A 25,470-nucleotide genomic window follows, 5' to 3' on the forward strand; every position below is an offset into this window, starting at 1 on the left:
ATATCGTTATAGATACGAAATTTAGAGTGAACAAAATTGAGTGCACTGGATGGATCAATCGAGTATACTCGAATGTTCATTTGAGTATACTCGATTCTTCAGCGTAATTTCAATTATGGATATTAACGTCGGAATTTGTGGTAATTATACTGATCGTCGATTTGACTGTAACTCCTTCTATTGGACGATACGGGGCAAACGCCGTAATAAAATCCGTTGAGAATCTACTGAAGGGATTGCATTAAATGTTCAAAAAAAATCTGCCCAAATAAGTAAATATCTCCTTTGAATCGTTTATATTGTAGACATTACTTTGTTAACTTGTGAACAGGAGGTAGTTTCGTTGGAAGAAGACAGGGATTTTTCAGCTTTCAAAACATTGTATAAGGAGTTGGCTCCTCTTTTGATTTTCTATGCCGGAAAATATGTGGATCAAACCACTGCGGAAGATCTGGTACAGGATGTCTTTCTGTGTATATGGCAAAAACAAACCCCTCTATTGCTAAAAGAAGGATTGAAAACCTATCTTTACCGCTCTGTCCGCCATGCCTGTCTCGATGTGTTGAAACACGAAGAGGTGAAAGACAATTTTGTCAAACAGGTGACTAACCGTCTGAAAATAGAAGAAATCCATTATTACGAAGAGGCCCAATGGCTTTATGAAGAAGACGAACGTCTGATACGCATCTACGAAGAAATGGAAAAGCTTCCTCCCAAATGCAGGGAAATATTCATTATGTCCTATCTCGAAGAACGGAAAAGTGATGATATCGCCATCTTACTAAACATCTCTAAACGCACTGTTGAGGTTCAATTATACAAGGCCTTGAAACTATTGAGAACCTCCCTTCTTACATGCTTCATTTTTCACTCTTCATTCTTCATTTTTTTATTACTCGCGTAAGTAAATCCGGAAATCCGATCGTTTCATATATAAACAACAATCAAAATGTCAGGAAACAGTCACATAGAAGAACTGATCATCCGTTACTTTCACGAAGAGATTACCAAAGAGGAATTAGCCGAACTGGAAGTCTGGATCATGGCTTCATCGGATAATAAATCTTACTTCTTTGAATTTAAACAATTATCCGACGCAAGCCGGCGTCCGATCTGGTCGGAAACCGAGAAGGAAGAAAGCTGGCAACGGATGTATGCTCGTATGATCAAACTGCCGGAAACGTCAACTCCACCTGTTCGACAATCTTCTCACCGTTCCTGGATTTTCTCCGGAATGAAATACGTGGCTCTGTTTATTCTCGCACTCTGCTTAGGATGGGGTGCCCATCTGTTTGTCCGATCAAAAACAAGTGAAGATATAGAGCTTGTATATAACGAATTACAAACAAAAAAGGGAGGACGGAGTAATACCTTGATCTTATCCGACGGGACCAAAGTGATCCTGAACGCAGCAACATCTTTTCGGTATCCTTCCCATTTCCAGAAAGGCAGCCGAATGGTCTGGTTGGAAGGTGAAGCCTACTTTGAAGTGGCCAAAGATGAAGAAAGTCCTTTTGTGGTCAAATTGGAACATCAGGATATCACCGTATTGGGTACTTCATTCAATGTAGAAGCTTACGGAGATGATGCCTATACTGTGGTCACTCTGCTAAGTGGTTCCGTATCTTTAGATGCATATAATGAAGTAGGTGAACCCATGAGCCGTATATTCATCAAACCCAATCAACGAGTCATTTCCGATAACCTTTCCGGATCGGTCACCATACAACAATCCGATCAGTTATTGGCTGAAGCCTGGACAAAAGGCAAATACAAATTCAAAGACGAACCCTTATCTGCTATTGCCCGCCGGTTGGAAAAATATTATGATGTAAAGATCAAGATCGAAGACGAAACCCTGAAACGGATGAATTACACCGGTACCTTCTCGCTGGATCAGGAGATACAGGAAATCCTGCAAGTCATGGATCAGGAAAAACGATATACAATCCGGCGCAACGGAAAAGAGATCATCATAAGAAAGCGATAACAATTTTGTTTCACTATTAAATCTAATTGCCTATGTAAAAACCCTCGTGTAAAAAAAGAACCGGAAGATGCTGGATACATTTTCCGGTTCAACAAAAGTATTTTATTATTTTGTTAACCACCTCTTCATTCAGTCTGGTAAACTACGGGAAGAGGCAAAGTCACTAATAAAAACATTCAAAAATATGAAAAAAAAATCAGAAGACCACTTTTTAGTGCCTCTTAAAGTACTACGTATCATGAAAATTACAACCCTTTTACTTTTGATCGGCATTCTTCATGTCTCGGCCAGCGCCTATGCGCAAAGTCAGCGCATTTCGGTGGAAATCAAAAATGGGACTTTCTATGATGTTATCTCACAAATAGAAAAACAATCCGATTTTATGTTCTTCTACAACAGCAACGACATCGACAATAACCAGCATATCAGCATCCAGGCCAAAGATCAATTGGTTACAGATATCCTGAACGAAATCATCAAAAACAACAATCTGGCTTATAAAGTCACCGGCAAGCATATTGTGATCACCCGGATCCCGGCTATCGCTCAACAGACACACCGCCTCATCACCGGCACAGTAACCGATGAAAACGGCGACCCCATCATCGGCACTAACGTGGTGGAAAAAGGGACGACAAATGGTATAATTACAGATATGGATGGAAAGTTTGCTCTTTCTGTAAATGACAATGCGGTATTGCAAATTTCGTATATCGGATATATAGCACAGGAGATCAGAGTCGGTAATCAAACAACTCTATCTATACAGCTAAAAGAAGACTCTCAGGTATTGGAGGAAGTTGTGGTTGTGGGATTTGCTACCCAGAAAAAAGTCAATCTGACCGGAGCGGTAGGTGTGGCTGATGCCAAAGCGCTGGAACAACGTCCGGTAATGACAGCAGCACAAGCTTTGCAAGGGCTGGTTCCTGGTTTGATTATCAGCCAAAGCAGTGGTAAAGTAGGAGATCGTGCCAGTATCAATATACGGGGTACGACGACGATTAGCGATGGCTCGACCGGCAATCCTTTAATCCTGATAGACGGTATGGAAGGTGATTTGAACGCCATTAATCCGCAAGATATCGAAAATATATCTGTTTTAAAAGATGCGGCAGCTTCTTCTATTTACGGATCAAGAGCCCCTTTTGGTGTGATTTTGGTGACAACAAAGAAAGGAACAGCAGGCAAACTATCTATTAACTATAATAACAGTTTCCGTTGGTCTGATCCGATTAATCTCCCTACTTTTGAAGATTCTTATTCGTATGCCTGGTATTTTAATGAGGCCTATATGAATGCCGGAGCGGGTACCTACTATAATGATGAAACCATGCAGCGTATCCTGGACTTCCAACAAGGAAAGATTACAACCACCATGCCGAAACCGGCTAATGGCACGAAATGGGAAACATTAAGCCCTTTTCAATATGGAAATGATAATAATGAATGGTACGATATCACCTACCGTAGTTGGGTACCGACACAGGAGCATAATTTAAGTGCTTCCGGTGGAACAAAAGAAGCCAACTATTATTTCTCCGCCAATTATTTAGGGCAAAACGGACTATTGACTTACGGCCAAGATAAATACAGACGCTATACCACTACTGCCAAAGTCAATACTCAATTGGGTAAATATATCGAATTAGCTTATAGCAACCGCTTTATACGAGAAGAAGAAGAACAACCTTCCGCTCTTACAGATGATCTTTTAAGAAGAACAGCCTATTCGGCTCCGATTGTACCTTTATATGATCCGAATGGCTATTTATGGGATGGCTTGACCCGTGTTTTAGCACTGAAAGAAGGGGGACGAAACCAGAAAAAAACCGACTGGCTCTACCAGCAACTTAGGCTAACTGCCGAATTTATCAAAGACTGGAAAATATACGGTGATGTAAACTACCGGACGAAAAATTATGACGAGCATTCGCATCAACTGATGATCTACAAACATGACGTGAATGGAGATCCCTATGTACATACTAAAGATAATTCTGTATATGAAGGATATCAAAAACAACATTATTGGAACATAAATATTTACTCCGACTACACAAAATCCTTCGAAAAAGGACATACCTTTAAAGTAATGGCCGGATTCCAGACGGAACTATTGAAACAGAAATCATTCAACGGCAGCAGGGTTGGCGTTATATTGGATGATCTTCCGGAACTGAATCTGACAACAGGGTTTGATTATGATGGGAATGCTGTAACTCCCACTTTAAACCAGGATAAAAGGGAATGGGCGACGGCAGGCTTTTTCGGACGTCTCAATTATGACTATAAAGAGCGCTATTTGCTGGAAGTTAATTTGCGCTACGACGGTACCTCCCGTTTCCGCGCGGATTCTCGCTGGGGCGTCTTTCCCTCCGTCTCTGCCGGATGGAATATCGCACGGGAGAAGTTTATGGAAAACAAACCCGACATTGTCAACCTTTTGAAATTGAGAGCTTCTTATGGCATGTTAGGTAACCAAAATACTTCCCTTTGGTATCCGACGTATGAACTGATGAGCGTTAATACCTCTGCTGGTTCCTGGCTTGTCAATGGCGTTAAACCTAATATTTCAAATGCACCGTCTCTGATCTATTCCGATCTGACATGGGAAACCGTTTCCACTTGGAATATGGGAATTGATTTTGGTTTGTTGAAAAACCGTTTAAGTGGTTCTTTCGACTATTACATAAGAAAAACAGAAGACATGGTAGGCCCGGCGCCCGAGCTTCCCGTTATTTTAGGTACATCCGTTCCTAAAATGAATAATACGGACTTAAAAACGTATGGATGGGAATTATCTCTTTCATGGAAAGACCGGATTGCCGATAAGCTCAATTACGGCGTGACGTTATCATTAAACGATTCCCAGACGGAGATCACCAACTATCCCAATTCGACAGGAGCACTTACTACCTACCGGGAAGGACAGATACTCGGCGAAATCTGGGGATATCAAACCATCGGTGTTGCGAAAACACAGGAAGAAATGAATGCCCATCTGGCTGTAGCCGATCAAAGCAGCTTAGGAAGTATGTGGAGCGCAGGGGATATCATGTATGCTGACCTGGATGGAGATGGCAAGGTAAATAATGGTAAGAATCTTCTGTCCGATCATGGCGATTTGGTAAAAATAGGAAGTACTACTCCCCGTTACCGTTTTGGCTTAGACCTTACTGGCAGTTATAATGGTTTTAATTTCCGAGTCTTTTTCCAGGGGATTATGAAACGTGACTTTATGCCAAATAAACAAAATGTTCTCTTTTGGGGAATGACAGAATCCCGCTGGTTTTCTTCTTATCTGAAAGGTCAATCCGATTATTTCCGCCCGGAAGATACGGAGAATCCATTAGGTCCTAATCTGGATTCTTATTTCCCTCGTCCGATAAAGGATAACGGAAAGAACCTCAATACACAGAGCCAATATCTGCAAAGTGCGGCGTATATCCGATTGAAAAACATACAGATAGGATATAACTTTCCGAAAACAATCGTAAACAGAATAGGATTATCCAATGTGAGGATCTATGTGACAGGGGATAATCTATGGACAGGGACGAAATTATTTAAGACATTAGATCCTGAACAAATTGATAACGTTTCATATAGTGTCCAAGGTGCTAATTATCCCTTGACAAAAGTGATAGCAACAGGTATCAATGTTACTTTTTAAATAAAAGATAAACGTGTAATAACATATAAATTCAATTTATAATGAAACATAATTATATAACAACAAGTATACTGATGTTATTCGGTATTATACTCTGTTCCTGCGATGACTATTTAGACCGGGCGCCACTTGCCCATATCACACCGGAAATTTACTTAAAAGAGGAATCGCAACTGTCATCTTATGCGATCAACATGTATGCTAATATTTTGCCTTCACATAGTACTCCCTATGGTGTTTTTGGAGTAGATAAAAATACAGATAATATGGCTTCAAAGGACTATGCTTCAAGATATGTAAAAGACCTTTGGAAAGTAACAGAGAGTGGTGGAAGTTGGGATTTTACACAAATCCGTCGGACTAATTATTTTATGGACAAGGTTTTACCGCTCTATCATGCCGGTACGATCTCTGGAAATCAAGAGAATGTCAACCATTATATAGGAGAGGTCTATTTCTTACGGGCATTCGAATATTATAACCGCTTACAACTTTTTGGTGATTTCCCTATCGTACGGAACCTGTTACCGCAAGATGAAGAAGTTTTGACTAAAGCCAGCATACGGGATCCGCAAAATGAAGTGGCGCGGTTTATTGTTTCAGATCTGGATTCCGCCATTGTGTTGTTGAAAGAAACGGCTCCCGACGGAAGAAAGAACCGGATATCCAAGGCTTGCGCTTATTTATTAAAGTCGAGGGTAGCCCTTTATGAGGGTAGCTGGCTGAAGTATCATGCCAACACGGCTTTTGTTCCCAACGGGCCGGAATGGCCAGGCAAAGATATACATCCCAATTATCAATTTCCTTCCGGCAGCCTGGAAAATGAGTCGAAGTATTTCTTCCAGATAGCCCGGGATGCGGCACAGGAAGTTATTAACCGGTATCCTACATTAACAACAAATACAACCAAACTGCAACAGGATGTATCAGAACCGTCTAATCCTTATTTTGATATGTTTAGCGCAGTGGATATGTCGAGTTATCCGGAAGTCATGTTATGGAGAGAATATAGCCAGTCGTTGGGTATTACAAATACCGTTTCCGGTATGGCCAATAAGGGAGGAGAAAGTACAGGGCTAACCCGCGGTTTTGTCGATGCTTTTCTGATGCAGGATGGGAAGCCGATATATAATTATCCGGTTGGGGAATATTATCATGGTGATGATTCGGTCCATTCTGTGGTTGTAAACAGGGATAACCGCCTGTTCCTGTTTCTGAAGAAACCAGGTGACAGAAACGTTCTGTATTATACCAGTACCCAGGGAACTCATGTTGTCCCGATTGAACCTTACCCACAAATTTTGAACGGAGACAATACTAATGGATATTCCACCGGTTATGCTTGCCGTAAAGGACTGAACTTCGATGGCTCCACCACCGGTTCGGGGACCGGATATATAGGTTGCATCATCTTTCGGGCGACCGAAGCCTATCTGAATTATATGGAAGCTTCATACGAATTAGATAAAGATTTAGGAAAAATTAAGCCCTATTGGGAAAAGATTCGCCAACGTGCCGGATTCCCGGACGGGACAGTTGATATAACAATAAGCAGTACGCAAATGGCCAAAGAAGCGCCTAACGATTGGGGCGCTTATTCCCGGGGAGTATTATTAGATGATCCTGTTCTATACAATATCCGCAGGGAACGCCGTTGTGAATTGATTGCCGAAGGAATGCGCTGGAATGATGTGAAACGTTGGCGTTCCATGGATCAGATGAAGGCTACGCCGTATCATATTGAAGGCATCAAATTGTGGGGTGGTGTTATGGAGCATTGGTATGTCGATTCAAATGGAAATACTTTGTTGAAAGATACCGGCGCCGATGGTTCCAATGTTTCTTCCAAAGGACGAAGCATCTATTTGCGCCCCTACGAAAAAACTGCCAAATCGGAGGTATACAACGGCTATACCTGGATGGATGCCTACTATTTTTATCCTATTGCCCAGCGTCACTTCCAAATTACCGGAGGAGACCAATCAACCATTTATCAAAATCCATACTGGCCGACACAAGCCAATCAGTCGGCCATTCAATAAAAATAAGCATAAAAGATCATGAACAAATTAAATAGCATATTCTTGTTTATTTTTCTTTTTAGCGTTAACATGTTGGCTCAGCATCAAGACTTATCCCTTACCACAAGGGATAAGTCCCTGTCAGAACAACAACGGAAAGATCCGACTATTTTCGCAGATCCGGCATTAAGCATTAAACAAATCGGGCAACTTAACATGATCCCTTCCCATGAGATTGAATCGTCCTTTTTAAGTATCGGTTTTGAATGCTTAGACCGGGAAATCTTTGATCCGGAAAAGTGTTATGATAAGTTGGGCGCCACCGGAGTAAAATGGGCGCGTTGCCAAACCGGGTGGAACCGGTGTGAAACAGTCAAGGGGCAATATGACTTCAAATGGCTGGATGAGGTCGTTGATAACTTACTGCAAAGAGGAATACAACCTTGGTTTAATGTCGGTTTTGGAAATAGATTGTATATGCCGGAGGCGTATGATCAGGCTGTCGGCTGGGTTCCTCTTTATTTTGGAGATGAGGTATTGAAGGCATGGGGAAATTATATCAAAGCATTGACGGAGCATTTTAAAGGGCGGGTAATTCACTATGAATTGTGGAATGAACCCAATATTAATAATTTCTGGCAACCCGGAAAGGCCAATGCCCCTGATTACTATAAACTAATTTCCTATACATCTGATATTATTAAAAAAACAGATAAGAAAGCCAAAGTAGGGGCATGCGTTTCGGGTTCCCTTTCCGGTTTTGTTATCGACTTGATTCAACTGAATGTATCAGAATATATCGACTTTTTCGCTGTCCATCCTTACCGGATTATTCCGGAAAAAGGATATGGGAGTGAAATAAAGTCTTTACGCCGCCTGTTTGACTCCAATAATGGGAAACACGTCGAATTATGGCAGGGGGAAGTGGGATTTGGTTCTTATTTTCCTCCCAAACATTTTCTTCGGACATGGACAAAAGGTAGTGAAACATTACAGGCCAAATGGTTGCTTCGGCGATACGCAGTGGACTTGTCCGAGGGTTTGAAGCTCAGTTCGTTTTTCCAGATGGTGGATATGAATGCTAAAGAATATCGGACGAGCCAAGGGCCTCAGGATCCTTGTTTACACGGTATCCTGCATGGTAAAACGTATGAGCCCAAGGAATCCTATTATGCCATTAGCTATTTTGCGGCGCTCTTTGACAACAAAGTACAAGCCAAAAATCTGTATTTGGATATAAATTGGAGCCGTCGCAATCCGTCGGATGCCCGTGTCTCCCGTTTGCAAGAGGTGGCTGTTGTGACCAACAGTTATGAAAAAGAGGGATATCCCGTTTATTTGTATTATCTCCCGGAAGATGTACAAATGCAATATCCGGGAATGACGGGAATTGATATTCAAATCTTAGCCGATGCCCCTAAAAGCATTAAAAAACCGGTTTTGATCGATTTGTTAAGCGGACGGGTTTTTTCCATTACAGACAAGGCTGGTGATTGGCAAAAAGGTAACGCGTTCCAACATGTACCACTAACGGATTATCCGCTTGTTGTTACGGATTTGGATGCGTTTAAGGATCGGATTACATTGTTTTAAGACAATTAGTTATGGCAAAGATTGTTTTTCATATCCTGATCCTGACTCATTGTTGTTTTATACCGCTAAAAGCCGCCATTGTTTTACCTTCACTATTTAGCGACAATATGGTTTTGCAGCAGAATACGGATGTCCGCTTTTGGGGAAATGCTGAAGCGGAAGAACTTATTACGATTCATATGGGATGGAACAAGGAAAGTTATCAGACAGTAGCCGGTCAGGACGGGAAATGGAACTGTTTCATAGGGACTCCCCAGGCGGGAGGCCCTTATGAAATAGTGTTGGAGGGAAAAAACAAGATAGTTATTCAAAATGTTTATATCGGCGAAGTCTGGATTTGTTCCGGACAATCGAATATGCAAATGCCTTTGTCTGGGTTTACCAACCAGCCTGTTGAGAATTCGCTGAGCGCTATATTGGAAGCCGCCCAATATCCCCATATCCATGTATTTGACGTGGCAAAAGTTGCTTCGGATATTCCTTTGAAGGATTGCGAAGCTAGCTGGACTCCCTCTTCTGCTTCTGCTGTCGCAGCATTCAGTGCGGTAGCTTACTTCTTTGCCCGGTCACTACATCAATCTTTACAAGTGCCTGTCGGCATTATAACAAGCAATTGGGGCAGTTCCACCATCGAGGCCTGGATGCCGGAAGAGGTATATAATGGATTAAATGGTATTGACAAAGCAGTACTCAATCAGTATAAGACGAATGAACGTAAAAAACAAGCGGGTCTGTACAATGGCATGATCGCGCCGATCGAAGGATATACAGCCAAAGGGTTTGTCTGGTATCAAGGGGAGTCAAACCGGCATAATTACTACGATTATCAGGTTTTGTTAACGGCTTTGGTAAAAAGCTGGCGGACAAAATGGGAAGACGAAAATATGCCTTTCTATTCCATCCAGTTATGCCCCTATGCTCACGAAGGAGTTGATAAAAGATCACTCCCTTTGACTGTTGAAGCGCAATATGCCTGTTTAAAAACAATACCCCGGTATTATATGGTACCTACTACGGATCTGGGCTCTCCTACCCAGATTCATCCCCCTAAAAAACAAGAAGTAGGAGAACGTCTCGCTTTATTGGTTATGGGTGAAACATACGATGCGAAGATGTTGTCCGGAAAATTACCGACACTGAAAGAAACCGTATTTACGAAAAATGAGGCCATCTTGTATTTTAATTGTAAAAAACATATTATATACCCTCCGGATCTATATTCCTTTGATTGTTCGGAACCGGATATATATGGATTCGAGATAGCCGGGGTAGATAGTGTTTTTTATCCGGCCAATGCAATAATAGATGCAAAGGATGGGACTATCCGGGTCTCATCACCTATTGTCCGACAACCAAAGATTGTACATTATGCATTTCGTAACTACATAAAAGCCAATTTAAAAACAACGATAGGACTACCTATACCTCCGTTCAGGACTAACTAGTCAAAGATATCTTTCTTCAGCCGGCGGGATAGTACCGAACCCACATAAAGGATAGTACCATCACCTGCTTGATAATGGTATCAGACGTTATACCATAGATATAGACATTTCCTCCAAGTTTGAAGATACCTGTTTTTCGTTTTTGCCGTGCTCCACTTACCAGGAAATAAGCATACTCTTCAAAGATGCAATAATCTCTATCTTGATTGGCTCTTGCCAAAGATAATTTTGACACATTCTTACCATTCCTAAGTGATCATACTTGGAGTGGTGAGCATCAGAGCAAAATTAAATCTCGATCTGTAGCTGACTAAATTTCAAATATTTCAAAGAGTATTTTGCGATTTTAATGGGACAGCAGTGATTAAATATACAAAATAAGTTTAAGTTTATTACTTGATTTCAATTAATTAATTTAAAATATACTCTATTATTGTAAGTAATTTTTATTTTTGACGTGTCATATATTAATCATTGTACCTTGTAAAGTAATAATGGAGTACTAACTTAAGGATAGGGGTAAAAGATGGAATTATCTATAAATATGATGATTCCCTTTTAAATCACTATTTCAAAAAATACATCCCGTTATAAATCCATGATAGCGAAGGCTTCAATATATTTTAAACAATATAGTAATCGTTATTAACGCTTAAATAATTGAATTATGAGAAACATTTCAAGAAGAAATTTTTTAAAAACAGGGGCCGTTGCAGCCGCAGGACTTACGATCGTTCCGGGATCGGTTTTGGGCAAATCTTTTGGCTATACGGCTCCGAGTGACAAACTGAATATTGCCGGAATAGGTATAGGAGGTATGGGGCGTCGTAATCTGGCGAATATGAAGACGGAAAATATCGTAGCGCTTTGTGATGTAGATTGGCATTATGCGGATAAAACATTTAAGGATTTTCCAAAAGCAAAGCGTTTTAAAGACTGGCGAGTAATGTTTGACGAGATGGAAAAATCGATTGATGCGATTATGGTAGCTACTCCCGACCACACGCATGCTGGCGTAACCTCCCATGCCATCACTCTCGGCAAACATTGTTATACGCAGAAACCATTAGCACATTCGGTGTATGAATCCCGTTTGTTGGCGAAGTTGGCGAAGAAATACAAAGTCGCCACCCAGATGGGAAATCAAGGTAATTCTTTTGATTGGTGCCGACAGATTGCCGAGTGGATTCAATCGGGGGTAATTGGTGAAGTCTACGAAGTACATTGCTGGACAGACCGGCCGATTTGGCCGCAAGGGTTACAAGAACCTAAAGAAAAAGATAAGATACCCGGTACGCTGGATTGGGATCTTTTTATAGGACCGGCCGCCAAGCGGGCTTATCACCCGGCATATACGCCTTGGAATTGGCGGGGCTGGTGGGATTTCGGTACCGGCGCCTTAGGCGACATGGCATGCCATATTATGGATCCTCTATATTGGGCGCTCGATCTGAAATATCCAACGAGTGTTATCGGAAGTTCCACGTTGAGTAATCTATATTCACCTCCTCATGCACAGATTGTTACATACACATTCCCATCCCGTCCCCCCAAAGGAAATGTAAAGATGCCGGAAGTAAAGGTCTATTGGTATGACGGTGGCTTGATGCCTCCTCGCCCGGAAGAATTAAAAGATGGACAAATGATGGGAGATGAAAACGGAGGAATTATCTTTATCGGGACCAAGGGCAAACTGATGACGGGATGTTATGGAATGAATCCGACTTTACTTCCTTTCTCCGATATGGAACATTTTAATCAGCCCAAACCTTCTATTCCGCGTATAAAAGGAGGTAACGGGAATATCTGGGACACGAATGCCCATGAGCAGGATTGGATCCGCGCCTGTAAGGAATCTCCCGAAAACAGAGTGGAAGCATCCTCCAATTTCCAATTCTCGGGGCCATTTAATGAAATGGTAGTCATGGGAGTACTGGCGGTTCGCTTATCCGGCCTCCAAGGATTACACCGCGAATTGCAATGGGATGGTGAAAATATGCGTTTCACCAATATTTCACCTACCGACAAGATAAAGATCGTGACGGTAGATGATTTTAAGGTCATCGACGGGGATCCACGTTTTGATCGCCGTTTTGCCGAATTTAATGCGGCTGAAATGGCTGCCGAATGGATTAAACATACCTATCAGAATGGATTTTCATTACCAGAAATGCCTAAATAATAAATTAATTATGGAAAAGTATTTATATAAAATCGGAATCTTGCTCCTGTCTTTTTTGTTTGTATTGCCGGCTGCTGCACAAACAAAAGCGGAGAAAAACGGTTGGCGCTTAGGAATACAGTCCTATTCCTTTCATAAATTTTCGTTAGTAGAAGCTTTGGATAAGACACAAGAGTTGGGAGTTAAGAACATTGAGATTTATCCGGGACATAAATTAGGCGGTAAATGGGGCGATAAAGTGTTTGATTTTAATTTGGATGTAGCTACGCAGAAAGAGATCAAAAAACTGGCGTCGTCCAAAGGAATTAAAATTGTGGGCTGTGGGGTTTATGTTGCCGACAAGTCTTCGGATTGGGAGAAAATGTTCCGGTTTGCCAAGTCGATGGACCTGGAGTTTATTTCCTGTGAGCCTGCGATGGAAGACTGGGATTTGGTAGAACGCCTAGCCAAGCAATATAATATAAAGGTGACAGTTCATAACCATCCTCAACCTTCTACGTATTGGAATCCGGATTATTTGCTAAAGGCGATCCAAGGACGGAGCAAGTTAATAGGTTCTTGTGCTGATGTGGGGCATTGGCGCCGTGAAGGACTCAACCAAATCGACTGCCTGAAAAAACTGGAAGGGCGTGTGTTGTCTCTGCATTTTAAGGATATAGCCGATAAGAAAGACGGAGAGCAAGAACAGCATGATGTGATCTGGGGGACAGGTATTTTGGATGTAAAAGGGATGTTGAAAGAACTCAAAAGGCAAGAATTCAAAGGTGTATTCTCTATTGAATATGAATATAATTGGGACAATTCCGTGCCTGATATAAAAAAGTGTATAGAATATTTTAATCAAATTGTCGATGAGTTATTTTGATAATTTAGAATAGAGCTATCATGAATTTACACGGATCGGAAGCAAGTGAAATCTTTCCCGGTTCGTGTATATTCCTTTTTAAAGCAATAGGTATATGCCACAACAAGCAGAGAAAGAGATAATACAACTCCTCAAAGAGGGTAATCTAACAACATTCAACCAAGTGTTTAATACCCTTTATTTTCCCTTATATTTCTATTGTCGTAAGTATATATCCAGTCCGGAAGATGCCAAAGATTTAATACAAAATGTTTTTCTTCGTTTTTGGGATAAAAAGGAGGAAATTTCCATTGAGGTCTCTGTAAAAGCCTATTTATTCCGTTCGGTACAGAATGAATGTTTGAATTATCTTCGTTCCGCTCACTTGAATGTGTCGTATTTCGAGACAGAGAATGGGAAAGTAGATTGCCCGGATTCTTCTTGTACTCCCGATGTAGAAATAGAAAACCGTGAATTAGAGCATGTCATTTATTCTATTCTTGAAGAACTTCCTCTCCAATGCAAAAAGATATTCATTATGAGCCGACTAAAGGGCTTGAAAAATAAAGAGATAGCCAAAATCCTTGCTATTTCCGTAAGAACGGTAGATACCCAGATTTATCGTGCATTGAAAATATTCAAAACCAAATTAAAAAATCATCTTGCAATAAATCTGATAGGATTGATAATTTTATTTCTTATGTAAGTAATCTTATCTCAAAGTGTGTCTCATATAAAAGATGAAAAATAAGAAAACGTGGAATCGAAAGAGAAAGAAAAGATTAAGCGGATTGCTATGGCATGTTTTGAAGACGAGGTTGACCCCGAAATTGAATGGAAACGCCTTTTACAAAAAATAAACGTAAAGACGCAACCCTATTTATCCTACCGGAAAAGCCGGTTTATAACTTTTCTAAAGTATGGTGCCGCAATCGTGAGCGGGATACTTCTTTCTTTTCCTATACGAGGGTTGATTAAAGGAGAAGAACCTGAACGGACATCCGTTCATTACAAATTACATACCGATAAAGGAGAAAAAAGTTCTATCGAACTACCGGATGGCACAAGGATCAGGTTAAATTCTTATACCACGGTGGAATATAACCCTTCCTACGGAATTGATAACCGGACGGTCTACCTGAAAGGGGAAGCCTATTTTGACGTGGCGAAAGATAAAGACTTACCTTTTCTCGTAAAGGCCGACGGTGTAGAAATCAAGGCAGTGGGGACTTCTTTCAATGTTTCGGCTTATTCCGAAGATACACAACTCGTGACGACCCTATATAGTGGGCAAGTAGTAGTTCGGTCGACATCAACACAAGAAGAGACCTTTTTGGAACCTAATCAAATAGCCGTCTATGACAAGAGACGAAGCTTAATAGAAAAAAGGTTTTGTAATGAATGTCTGAATACTCAATGGCATAAAGGAAGTCTGACTTTCGAAATGATGTCCTTACAGGATATAACAAAGATACTGGAGCGAAACTATGATGTTATATTTTGCTATAAAAGCCATACGGCAAAGGATTTACGTTTTAGTGGAGGCTTTCGGGATCACGAAACTATTCAGGAAATAATGAAAGTGATAAAGACAAATACGTCTATAAATTATCAGATAAAGAAAGATACTATTTTCATAAAATGACAATATTAAAAAACAGAACTGCCTATGATAAATGTATGAAGTATTACGAATGCCTCTCTATTTTTAACAGCTTTATATTGTAATCTTAAATTAGTAAATCATGAAAAATCATTGGAAAAAACTCATTTTTGTCTGTTTGTATTTGACAGTTTTCCAGTTGCAGATTGTCTACGCTGCTGTCCAGATGATTTCCCTTAACATCAGTAAAGGACGTATTACTGAGGTATTCCGGGAGATAGAAAGACAGAGTACTTATCGTTTTTTTTATAACAGCGATCAAGTTGATCTGAATGATTTGGTCAATGTGAAGATATCCGAGAAGACCGTCGAAGAAGTCTTGGATAAACTTTTTGCCGGAACTTCAATCACTTACAAAATAGTGGGTGATCATATTGTATTAACCAATAAAACTGTCACTAAAAGCCATAGTTTACAGCAAAAAAAGCAGATTGTTGGAACGGTGGTAGACCAGCAAGGTGAACCTCTTGTCGGAGTAAATGTTTATGTCAAGGGGACTTCTCTTGGGACTATTACCGATGCAGACGGATCATATACAATAACCAATATCCCCGAAGATGCTGTACTTGTTTTTTCATATGTTGGGTATCTCACACAGGAGATAAAGGTGGAAAATAAATCTTCGATTCCTGTGACTTTAAAAGAAGATATGCAGAAATTGGATGAGGTGGTCGTAGTAGGATACGGAACACAGAAAAAAGTTAACCTAACGGGGGCCGTGCAAAATGTCACGAGTAGGGATTTGACGAGACGCAGTTTATCGAATACTTCTACCGCCTTGCAGGGATTGGTGCCGGGCGTTTCTGTCGTACAATCATCCGGTCGACCGGGAGGCGACGGTTCTTCCATCACTATCCGTGGGACAGGTTCCATGAATTCATCAACTAGCCCGTTAATCTTAATTGACGGTGTCGAAGGAGACATCAACAATATAGATCTGAATGCGATTGAATCTATTTCTATATTGAAAGATGCTGCTTCTGCTTCTATTTATGGATCACGTGCTTCCAATGGTGTTATTCTTGTAACCACAAAGCGGGCAAAAGAAGGAGGTGTGAAGGTCTCTTACAATGGATATGTCGGATTTAATACTCCGACATCTATGCCTGACCCGGTAAATGCAATTGAATATATGGAGGCTGTAAATGTAGCCCGAGCAAATGCAGACATAGACCCTCAGTATTCAGCCGAAATTATTAATATCTACAAAACACAAGGAGCAGATAACCTCAATTATTATGATACAAATTGGCGTAAAGAGGTAATAAAAGATATTTCCCTCGTTCATAATCATTCGGTGAGCTTAAGTGGAGGATCAGATGTATTTCGTATTTTTGCAAATGCCGGATATTATTACCAAGACGGTCAAATTTCTAATAACGATTATTCCCGTATGACCCTTCGTTTAAATACGGATGCACAAGTCACTAAATGGATGAAGGTTGGAGTCGATGTTAATATACGCCAATCTGAAGCTAAGCGTCCCAGCATGGAGGAACCAGAAGGAATTATTAGTAAGGCGCTGACATTTACCCCGGTTTTTTCCGGTCTGCATGATGATGGAACATGGGGGTTTGGACAAAATGGTGATAATCCAATTGCCGTATCAAAAGCGGGTGGCGTTCATACCGGTATAACCCCCGAATTGGGTATTAAAGGATTTGCGTTGATAAATCCTTTTGCCGGTTTCGAAACATTGGCGAGTTACAGTAGCCGGAAGGTAGAATATAAGTCTGATTATTTCATTAAACCTTATGATACCTATGAAAATGGAGTATTTAAAACTTCTTATCCTGCCACAGGGACCTATAAAAATGAATCATGGAGTCAGACGATAACCAATCAGTTTAACTTGCAAGCATCTTATGAAAAAACATTATCCCGGCACTATTTTAAGGTATTGGGAGGTATGCAAACAGAAGAACGAAAAATCCGCAGTTTTGGAGCAAGTCGTAAGGGATATGAATTTGAGGGTTTTGAGGAGCTAAACCATGGTGATATATCAACAGCAACAAACTCCGGAGGAAGTTCGGAATGGGCTATGTTATCTTATTTTGCTCGTATGAACTATACATTTGCAGATAAATATCTTTTGGAATTGAATGGAAGATGGGATGCTTCTTCACGTTTTATGGAAGGTCATCGTTGGGGCTTTTTCCCTTCCGTATCTGCAGGATGGAGAATTTCGGAAGAATCCCTTTTTGAGCCAATAAAGACTGCTGTAAATGATTTGAAACTAAGGGCATCCTACGGAACATTAGGAAATCAAGATATTGTGATCAATGGTAATGCAATTTATTTTCCGTATGCTGCCTCTATTAGTTCAGGATATGGATATTGGTTTGATAAGATTTTAGGTACGGGTGTTGCCCAAACACAGGTCGCGAACGAAAAAATTTCATGGGAAAAATCTACGCAGTTAAACATAGGAGTTGACGGAAGCATACTTAATTCCCGATTAAGTTTTAATTTCGATTATTATGTTCGTAATATAAACAATATGTTACAGCAATTTCCAATCCCTATGTTTGTGGGCTTATCGTCTCCATGGGAAAATGCCGGATCTATGAGGAATAATGGTTGGGATCTGTCTGTTACATGGAGAGATCGTACAGGCGATGTATCTTATTATATTACAGGTAACCTGTCGGATGTAAAAAATAAGGTTACTAATCTGTATGGAAATGAATATATTGGCACACAGATTACAAAAGAAGGTTTGCCGCTTAATTCATGGTATGGCTATGTTTCGGATGGATATTTTCAAAATCAACAAGAGATTGATGACTCACCGGTTTATGGAGGGAATAAAGATAATGTAAAACCAGGTTATATAAGATATAAAGACATAAGTGGACCGGATGGAGTACCCGACGGTTCGATAACCGATGATGACCGTCAGGTAATAGGGAATCCTTATCCACGTTATGAGTTCAGTTTAAATATGGGAGCCGAATGGAAAGGGTTTGATTTCTCCATTTTCTTGCAGGGAGTAGGTAAAAAAGATATTTTATATACAGGATCAGGGGCTCGTCCTTTCTATGTAGGGCGTACTATTTTCAAAAATCAATTGGATACGTGGACTCCGGATAATAGAGATGCAGAGTTTCCGCTTCTCTTAATTGATGGTTCGGGGAATAATCCGAATAATATAGTTTCTGACTTTTGGATAAAAAGTGGTGCTTATATGCGTTTGAAGAATGTCGTTTTAGGCTATAGTTTACCTAAAAGCTCCTTAAACAAATTGAAAATAGAGAATTTGCGTTTTTATGTCAGTGGGCAAAATCTATTTACGCTATGTAGTGCGTATAAAGGATATGATCCTGAAAATTATGTAAACAATGGGAATTTTTACCCTGTAATGCAGACTTTTACTTTTGGTGTGGATCTTCGTTTCTAAAAAATATGGATATGAAAAAGTTTTTATATAATATAGCCCTATGGATAACCTTAGGATTAATCTTAGTGTCTTGTTCTGATTTTCTGGATAGAGAACCTTCTGATTACTCTTCTTCAGGTTTTTACAAATCAGAAGCAGCTATTGAAAACGGAACTTCAGGTGTATATAACTATTTATACATGAGTCTTGCTTATATGGTTCCGTTTAATGTCTATCTGGACCATTATACGGGATTAGCCATGGAACGGGCCGAGAATACAACTATCGGTGCAGGAGGTGCTTTAAATCCTGATAACTCGAGCGTTCAATCATTTTGGAGTATGCTATATGTTTTAGTAGCCAGGGCGAATTCTGTAATATATGGATCAAGTGAATATGTCGATGGCATAGGAGGTAAGGCACTCCAATATATTGCGGAGGTACGGGTATTAAGAGCCTTTGCTTATTATAACCTGATTGCAACTTACGGTGATGTTCCATTCTTTATTTCTCCTATCACTGTCGATCAATATAAAGATCCTAAAACCTCAAAAGTGGATATTCTTGATTTTATACTAAGTGATTTGGAAGAAGCTGCAACAAATTTGCCTTGGACGGCCACAGAAAGAGGACGTGTCGATAAGGCAGTTGCATATGGATTAAAAGCACGTGCAGCCTTATTAGCGGGAAGTTTGGATTACGGAGGTAAAGGAAGTGAATATTTCCGTATTTCATCAGAGGCTGCGAAACAAGTAATCGGACAAAGAGGATTAGCTCAGTCATTTGATGATTTGTTTAACATTACAGGCCAGGCGAAAGCAGATGTCCGTAATGAGATGTTGTTTGAATTAATGTATTCAAATCAAGGTTCACGACAAATTCATATGATTGCATTCGGACAAGTTTCCAGAAACACAGGACAAACAGGGAGACATCCGGCTATGCTGTTAGCCGATGCCTATGAATGTATTGATGGAAAACGAATAGATGAATCCTCTCTTTATGATCCGAAACATCCTCAAAGGAACAGGGATCCGCGTTTCCATTCAACGCTGTGGATGCATGGCGATACGGTCTCTGTAAACAATGGATCTATTGTACGGCAGGTTTTGAATGCATATGATAACGAGACTCAGTTTTATGATTTCTCTTCAGGACAGTGGGTCTTAAAAAACAATGCAGATATTAATAGTGCCGCAGCTTGGGCCAGCTTTTGTAATGCTGGTTCAGGATATATTTGGGCTAAATTCAGCAATGAAATTGCTGAAAATATAAGTGCTCAAACGTGTAATGTCCCTATAATGCGTTATGCAGAAGTGCTATTGACTTATGCAGAAGCAAAAATAGAACTGAATGAATTGGACAATTCCGTTTATGATGCAATCAATCAAGTGCGTAATCGTTCCGGTATGCCCAATGTTTCAGACGACAGAATTGGGAATCAAGTAAAAATGCGCCAGCTAGTTCGTAATGAACGTAAAGTTGAATTTGCACTTGAAGGGCTTCACCAAGTGGATATGAGAAGGTGGGATATCGGTGATTTGGAAAATGGACAACCGAGCTACGGGCTTCCTTTATCTGATATTCGTTATGAAGGCATGACTTCCAGTAATATACCTAATTTCAAAAAGTCGGAACGTCATGATTTGAATAATATAGCTACATATGATGCATACAAAGATAAATTAAAGGTTCGTGATAGAAATCGTTTCTGGGATAAGAAGTTTAATTTATGGCCTATCCCACAATTAGAAATAGATCGTAATCCAAATATTACCCAGAATGAAGGGTATTAAAAGTATTAATGAATCGATGTAAGATCGGAAAAATGATCTGAACCGATAGAGGGACATAACCTTTTCGGTTCAGTTGTTTTTCCTTATAAACTATTTAGATCTATAAAAAAGTACATAAATAGACAAATTATGATAACACGTAGAGATTTTTTTAAAGTTACCGCGGCCGGAGGATGTTTGTCTACTCTTCCCCTATTTCTGACCTCTGGAAGTTCCTTTTCGGCTGTACAGAAGACAAAAAAAGGGAAGGAATTATCTGCCGATGTAGTTATTACTGGTGGAGGATTAGGTGGGTGTGCAGCGGCTTTGGCCGCTTTGCGAAACGGATTAACCGTTGTACTTACTGAAGAAACCGATTGGATCGGAGGACAAATAACCCAACAGGGTGTTCCTCCAGACGAACATCAATGGATCGAGACACACGGTGCGACACAACTTTACCGGGATTTCCGGACCGCTGTACGCAATTATTATATTCGTAACTATCCGTTGACAGAGGAAGCTCGTAACCGGAAGTATTTGAATCCCGGCGACGGTTGGGTCTCTCGTTTGTGTCATGAGCCCCGGGTGGCTTTGGCTGTTCTGTACGAAATGCTGAATCCTTATATTAGTTCGGGGAAACTGACGCTTCTATTAGAACATAAAGCTATTGCTGCCGACGTAGAGGGTGATAAGGTTCGGGCATTAAAAGTAATCGATACCCGCTGTAAAAATGAAGTGGTATTAACAGCTCCATATTTCATAGACGCTACCGAACTGGGCGATTTGTTACCTCTGGCAAAGGTTGAATATCAAACGGGAACAGAATCCAAATCGGAAACAAAGGAAATGCATGCACCTGAAAAAGCGGATCCTCAAAATCAGCAAGCATTTACTGTCTGTTTTGCGCTGGATTATGAGAAAGGAGTCGATCACATTATTGATAAACCGGAGAAGTATGATTTCTGGCGTCATTATATTCCTGCGCTAACTCCTGCTTGGCCAGGGCCTTTGCTGAGCCTTACCTATGGGCAAGCGTCAACATTGATTCCTCAATCGTTAGGTTTTCATCCCGAAGGCATACCGACCGGAGATATACTTAATCTGTGGAATTACCGCCGAATAATCCATAAAGGTAACTTTAACCCGGATAGTTACCATAGTGATATCTCAATTATCAACTGGCCCCAAAATGATTATATGTTGGGAAATCTGGATCAATCCGAGAAGGAATTTAAGCATCATGTAGCACAGGCAAAACAGTTGAATTTATCTCTTTTATATTGGTTGCAAACCGAAGTACCTCGTCCTGATGGTGGTCAAGGGTGGCCAGGGTTACGTCTGCGCGGTGACGTCATGGGAACCGAAGATGGTATGGCTAAATATCCTTATGTTCGCGAATCACGCAGGATAAAGGCTCTTTTTACAATCTTAGAGGAGCATATAGGTAAAGAGAATCGGTTGGAAGTTTCTGGTAAAAATAATGCGGCTGATTTTTATGATAGCGTAGGGATTGGTTATTATCGTATTGATTTACACCCAAGTAGTAGAGGAAATAACTATATTGATATTGATTCATTACCATTCCAAGTTCCTTTGGGAGCCCTGATTCCACAGCGTATAGAAAATCTACTGCCTGCCAATAAGAATATAGGAACGACACATCTTACGAATGGTTGCTACCGTGTGCATCCGGTTGAATGGGGAATCGGAGAAGCTGTCGGTTTATTAGTGCATTATGCTATGCTAAAGAAAACATTGCCACGCGCTGTCCGGGAGAAAAAAGATCTATTGGCCGATTTTCAACAAAAGATACGTAATCAGGGTATAGAAACGGATTGGCATCTATGATTTACATAGTATAGGAAGACTTCTAGTCACTATCTTCTTAGGGTAAAGTTAGATCAATCAAAAAGATTAAAATTCCACAAAAAAGAATATTCATTTGCAAATTAACCGAATATTAGGTAGTATTGCATCAGTTTATCAGTTTATCATCCAGACTTGCAAACCGTAGATATGACGAAATCGGGAAGCAAGTAAAGGTATTGGCAGGCATTGAATAATAATCATTTCATTTATATACTATGGAGACAATAGCGAAACTTTATTCTTTGACTTATAAGGAGGTTAAAACTTACCTGTTTGCACTTCTTTTTGTCGCAGGAAATATTATCCTTCCCCAATTATGTCACCTGATTCCAGGCGGAGGTTTGATGTGGTTGCCTATTTATTTCTTTACCCTGATTGCTGCCTATAAATACGGATTGGGAGTCGGGTTGCTTACGGCGGTCTTATCGCCTGTCATAAACAGCCTTCTGTTTGGAATGCCGCCCACAGCTATACTACCGGCCATATTAGTAAAATCCGTCCTCTTGGCCGGAGCCGCGGCCTATGCTGCCTATCGCTTTCAGAAAGTATCCGTCTGGGCAATTGCAGGTGCCGTTCTTACTTATCAACTGGCAGGAACCCTGATCGAATGGGCGATAGTAAAAGACTGGATGATAGCCATACAAGATTTCCGCATAGGAATACCCGGTATGCTTGTACAAATCGGCGGCGGTTATCTTGTCTTGAAACTCATCTCTAAATTATAATCGGGAAAACGATGGTTGGAAAGACATGGGAGGAGGTATCGGAACGTTTCCTTCAACAGACATTTGCGGAAAGGTTCGATCTGATTGTCGCCATTGCCAACGGAGGGATCATCCCTGCCGCACTGTTGAACCAACGGTTGAATGTAGACATCCGGTTATTGAAAATCAACTTGCGGGATAGCGAGCAACGCCCCAAATACGAACACCCCCAGCTGGTGGCTCCGGTAGATTTTGAATTCAGAGGGAAAACGATTCTGCTGGTCGATGACCGGGTAAAGACAGGCGCTTCCCTTGCCTTCGCCTGTAAATTGCTTGAAGGAGCCAAACGGATAAAAACTTTTGCCGTAAACGGGAAAGCGGACTATTCACTATATGACGAAGCTTGCTTTCCCTTTCCCTGGATCTTATAATAAAGAAATTAATGAAAAGAAGAATACATATAACTGTGGCACTTTTAGTAACCGTACATTTCATTTATGCCAGTGGAAATGACACAGCTATACGGGATTCTGTCCGCCTGGAAGAAGTAATCGTTACCGGAAGCCGGCCGGCCGTAAGCCTTAACAATCTACCAATGAGCGTTTCCGTCGTGGAATCAGGACAAATAGAAAACAGACGGAACCCCTCTATCCTACCCGTTATTACGGAAGAAGTACCGGGGCTTTTTGTTACGTCACGCGGAATTATGGGATACGGCGTGTCCACCGGTGCGGCCGGAGGCATGACCATTCGGGGAGTCGGAGGAAGTCCTACCGCCCAACTGCTGATCCTGATCGACGGGCATCCGCAATATATGGGATTGATGGGGCACCCGCTGGCAGACTCCTATCAATCGCTGATGACCGAGCGGGTGGAAGTTGTCCGTGGCCCGGCCTCCGTATTATACGGTTCGAATGCGATGGGCGGGGTTGTCAATATTATTACAAAAAAACAAAAGCAAGACGGGATACAAACTGGAATCCGCACTCTGTATGGTTCTTACCGGACTTTTAACGGAGAAGTCAACAACGCCGTCCGCTCGGGTAAATTCAGCAGTTTTGTTTCTCTGGGCTATAGCCGGAGCGACGGACACCGGAAAGACATGGACTTTGAGCAATACAGCGGATATACCAAGATAGGTTATGATTTGTCTTCTTATTGGAATGTATTTGCCGATCTTAACCTGACAAATTTCAAGGCCTCCAATCCGGGGATGGTTAGTGCTCCTTTGATCGACAACGATGCGGATATTACGCGAGGCGTTACCTCTTTCTCCCTGGAGAATAACTACGAAAATATTTCGGGAGGATTAAAATTCTTTTACAACTTCGGTTCGCACAAAATAAATGACGGCTACTCTCCGGAAGCTTCTCCTTTGAACAAACGCTTCCGTTCCGACGACCGCATGTTGGGCGTATCCCTGTATCAGACCTACCGCCTGTTCGAGGGGAACCAGACCACTGCAGGCGTTGATTTCCAGCATTTCGGCGGACACGCCTGGAATACCTACATAGATAACAGCCCGAACACAGACCCTGTAAAGAAAAGCCTGAATGAAGTGGCCGGCTACCTGAACTTCCAACAGAGCCTGCTGGAAAAGCTGACCTTCAACGGGGGAATTCGTATCGACCACCACTCGGTAACGGGTACGGAATGGGTGCCTCAAATAGGACTAAGCTATTTTGCGGCGGATCATACCGTATTGAAAGGAATTGTCAGCAAAGGATTCCGTAATCCGACAATCCGTGAAATGTACATGTTTCCGCCGATGAACAACCCGGATCTAAAACCGGAGCGATTGATGAATTACGAGCTGTCCGCTTCCCAGGGGCTATTGAACCGGGCCTTGACTTTCGATCTGAGTCTTTATTACATCAAAGGCGAAAACAGTATCCAAACCGTCATGATGGATGGAAAGCCATTCAATATTAATACGGGGGAGATCGAGAACTACGGAGTGGAGTTCGCCAGCCGTTATCATATCAATCCGCACCTCCGCTTGTCGGCCAATTACAGTTGGCTACATATGGAGCGCAAAGTAGTTGCCTCACCCGGGCATAAATTCTATGCCGACATCAGCTACTCGCAAAGCAAATGGGATGTATCCACAGGAATACAATACATACGCGACCTATATACTTCCGTTGCTCCAGCTGCGGAAATGAAGGAAACATATACCTTATGGAATATCAGAGCAGCCTATAGACCGGTAAACTTATTGGAACTGTATGTCCGGGGGGAGAACCTGCTGGCGCAAAAGTATGAAATCAACAGCGGCTATCCTATGCCCCGTGCAACAGTTTTCGGAGGAGTCAACTTAAAATTCTAA

General features: G+C 41.2%; 17 protein-coding genes. 16 read left to right on the forward strand and 1 reads right to left on the reverse strand.

The features are described from left to right. The first annotated feature begins 313 nt into the window (after nucleotides 1-313). From BQ8014_RS13770 to BQ8014_RS13795, 6 genes are all read left to right on the forward strand, one after another. Entirely contained in the window at nucleotides 314-904 is a 591-nt protein-coding gene (locus BQ8014_RS13770; protein ID WP_234998049.1) for an RNA polymerase sigma-70 factor, read from the forward strand. Between the two features lie 45 nt (nucleotides 905-949). Continuing rightward, nucleotides 950-1,990 (forward strand): FecR family protein, encoded by a 1,041-nt coding sequence (locus tag BQ8014_RS13775; RefSeq protein WP_080904849.1) that lies wholly within the window; start codon nucleotides 950-952, stop codon nucleotides 1,988-1,990. Between the two features lie 184 nt (nucleotides 1,991-2,174). Further along, nucleotides 2,175-5,663, forward strand: a complete 3,489-nt coding sequence (locus BQ8014_RS13780; protein WP_234998050.1) for a TonB-dependent receptor — start codon at nucleotides 2,175-2,177, stop codon at nucleotides 5,661-5,663. A 41-nt stretch (nucleotides 5,664-5,704) separates the two neighbouring features. Further along, on the forward strand, nucleotides 5,705-7,705 hold the full coding sequence (locus BQ8014_RS13785; RefSeq protein WP_080904850.1) for a RagB/SusD family nutrient uptake outer membrane protein: 2,001 nt from the start codon (nucleotides 5,705-5,707) through the stop codon (nucleotides 7,703-7,705). An 18-nt stretch (nucleotides 7,706-7,723) separates the two neighbouring features. Continuing rightward, on the forward strand, nucleotides 7,724-9,277 hold the full coding sequence (locus BQ8014_RS13790) for a GH39 family glycosyl hydrolase (protein ID WP_080904851.1): 1,554 nt from the start codon (nucleotides 7,724-7,726) through the stop codon (nucleotides 9,275-9,277). A gap of 11 nt (nucleotides 9,278-9,288) precedes the next feature. After that, on the forward strand, nucleotides 9,289-10,722 hold the full coding sequence (locus tag BQ8014_RS13795; RefSeq protein ID WP_080904852.1) for a sialate O-acetylesterase: 1,434 nt from the start codon (nucleotides 9,289-9,291) through the stop codon (nucleotides 10,720-10,722). Nucleotides 10,723-10,738: 16 nt separating this feature from the next. Here BQ8014_RS13795 and BQ8014_RS19235 read toward each other — a convergent pair whose 3' ends face one another. Continuing rightward, entirely contained in the window at nucleotides 10,739-10,957 is a 219-nt protein-coding gene (locus BQ8014_RS19235; RefSeq protein ID WP_139785132.1) for a hypothetical protein, read from the reverse strand. Nucleotides 10,958-11,389: 432 nt separating this feature from the next. Here BQ8014_RS19235 and BQ8014_RS13800 point away from each other — a divergent pair, with 432 nt between their 5' ends. The 10 genes from BQ8014_RS13800 to BQ8014_RS13845 all read left to right on the forward strand — a co-directional run bounded on the left by BQ8014_RS13800 (nucleotide 11,390) and on the right by BQ8014_RS13845 (nucleotide 25,470). Further along, a complete protein-coding gene (locus BQ8014_RS13800; protein ID WP_080904853.1) occupies nucleotides 11,390-12,904 on the forward strand; it encodes a Gfo/Idh/MocA family oxidoreductase in 1,515 nt (504 codons plus the stop codon). A gap of 10 nt (nucleotides 12,905-12,914) precedes the next feature. Beyond that, nucleotides 12,915-13,769, forward strand: a complete 855-nt coding sequence (locus BQ8014_RS13805; protein ID WP_080904854.1) for a sugar phosphate isomerase/epimerase family protein — start codon at nucleotides 12,915-12,917, stop codon at nucleotides 13,767-13,769. Between the two features lie 94 nt (nucleotides 13,770-13,863). Then, nucleotides 13,864-14,454, forward strand: a complete 591-nt coding sequence (locus tag BQ8014_RS13810) for an RNA polymerase sigma-70 factor (RefSeq protein WP_080904855.1) — start codon at nucleotides 13,864-13,866, stop codon at nucleotides 14,452-14,454. A 51-nt stretch (nucleotides 14,455-14,505) separates the two neighbouring features. Beyond that, nucleotides 14,506-15,393 carry a FecR family protein gene (locus tag BQ8014_RS13815; RefSeq protein ID WP_234998051.1) on the forward strand — a complete coding sequence of 296 codons (888 nt, stop codon included), beginning with the start codon at nucleotides 14,506-14,508 and terminating at the stop codon, nucleotides 15,391-15,393. A gap of 100 nt (nucleotides 15,394-15,493) precedes the next feature. Continuing rightward, nucleotides 15,494-18,811: a TonB-dependent receptor gene (locus BQ8014_RS13820; protein ID WP_080904856.1), complete on the forward strand. Its 3,318-nt coding sequence runs from the start codon at nucleotides 15,494-15,496 to the stop codon at nucleotides 18,809-18,811. An 11-nt stretch (nucleotides 18,812-18,822) separates the two neighbouring features. Next, nucleotides 18,823-20,586 (forward strand): RagB/SusD family nutrient uptake outer membrane protein, encoded by a 1,764-nt coding sequence (locus BQ8014_RS13825; RefSeq protein ID WP_080905977.1) that lies wholly within the window; start codon nucleotides 18,823-18,825, stop codon nucleotides 20,584-20,586. A 129-nt stretch (nucleotides 20,587-20,715) separates the two neighbouring features. Then, nucleotides 20,716-22,416 carry an FAD-dependent oxidoreductase gene (locus tag BQ8014_RS13830; RefSeq protein ID WP_080904857.1) on the forward strand — a complete coding sequence of 567 codons (1,701 nt, stop codon included), beginning with the start codon at nucleotides 20,716-20,718 and terminating at the stop codon, nucleotides 22,414-22,416. 236 nt (nucleotides 22,417-22,652) lie between these two features. Then, nucleotides 22,653-23,162, forward strand: coding sequence for an ECF transporter S component (locus BQ8014_RS13835; protein ID WP_080904858.1), 510 nt, complete (start codon nucleotides 22,653-22,655; stop codon nucleotides 23,160-23,162). An 11-nt stretch (nucleotides 23,163-23,173) separates the two neighbouring features. Next, a complete protein-coding gene (locus BQ8014_RS13840) occupies nucleotides 23,174-23,572 on the forward strand; it encodes a phosphoribosyltransferase (protein ID WP_080904859.1) in 399 nt (132 codons plus the stop codon). A gap of 11 nt (nucleotides 23,573-23,583) precedes the next feature. After that, nucleotides 23,584-25,470: a TonB-dependent receptor plug domain-containing protein gene (locus tag BQ8014_RS13845; protein ID WP_080904860.1), complete on the forward strand. Its 1,887-nt coding sequence runs from the start codon at nucleotides 23,584-23,586 to the stop codon at nucleotides 25,468-25,470.

Origin of the sequence: Parabacteroides sp. Marseille-P3160 (assembly GCF_900162725.1) — a bacterium.
GTDB lineage: Bacteria > Bacteroidota > Bacteroidia > Bacteroidales > Tannerellaceae > Marseille-P3160.

What these genes read in the sequence shown, in the direction of transcription:
- BQ8014_RS13845 (WP_080904860.1), top strand. Translation starts at nt 23,584, where the DNA reads ATGAAAAGAAGAATACATATAACTGTGGCACTTTTAGTAACCGTACAT.
- BQ8014_RS13775 (WP_080904849.1), top strand. Translation starts at nt 950, where the DNA reads ATGTCAGGAAACAGTCACATAGAAGAACTGATCATCCGTTACTTTCAC.
- BQ8014_RS13780 (WP_234998050.1), top strand. Translation starts at nt 2,175, where the DNA reads ATGAAAAAAAAATCAGAAGACCACTTTTTAGTGCCTCTTAAAGTACTA.
- BQ8014_RS13840 (WP_080904859.1), top strand. Translation starts at nt 23,174, where the DNA reads ATGGTTGGAAAGACATGGGAGGAGGTATCGGAACGTTTCCTTCAACAG.
- BQ8014_RS13825 (WP_080905977.1), top strand. Translation starts at nt 18,823, where the DNA reads ATGAAAAAGTTTTTATATAATATAGCCCTATGGATAACCTTAGGATTA.
- BQ8014_RS13795 (WP_080904852.1), top strand. Translation starts at nt 9,289, where the DNA reads ATGGCAAAGATTGTTTTTCATATCCTGATCCTGACTCATTGTTGTTTT.
- BQ8014_RS13805 (WP_080904854.1), top strand. Translation starts at nt 12,915, where the DNA reads ATGGAAAAGTATTTATATAAAATCGGAATCTTGCTCCTGTCTTTTTTG.
- BQ8014_RS13790 (WP_080904851.1), top strand. Translation starts at nt 7,724, where the DNA reads ATGAACAAATTAAATAGCATATTCTTGTTTATTTTTCTTTTTAGCGTT.
- BQ8014_RS13830 (WP_080904857.1), top strand. Translation starts at nt 20,716, where the DNA reads ATGATAACACGTAGAGATTTTTTTAAAGTTACCGCGGCCGGAGGATGT.
- BQ8014_RS13785 (WP_080904850.1), top strand. Translation starts at nt 5,705, where the DNA reads ATGAAACATAATTATATAACAACAAGTATACTGATGTTATTCGGTATT.
- BQ8014_RS13835 (WP_080904858.1), top strand. Translation starts at nt 22,653, where the DNA reads ATGGAGACAATAGCGAAACTTTATTCTTTGACTTATAAGGAGGTTAAA.
- BQ8014_RS13810 (WP_080904855.1), top strand. Translation starts at nt 13,864, where the DNA reads ATGCCACAACAAGCAGAGAAAGAGATAATACAACTCCTCAAAGAGGGT.
- BQ8014_RS13820 (WP_080904856.1), top strand. Translation starts at nt 15,494, where the DNA reads ATGAAAAATCATTGGAAAAAACTCATTTTTGTCTGTTTGTATTTGACA.
- BQ8014_RS13800 (WP_080904853.1), top strand. Translation starts at nt 11,390, where the DNA reads ATGAGAAACATTTCAAGAAGAAATTTTTTAAAAACAGGGGCCGTTGCA.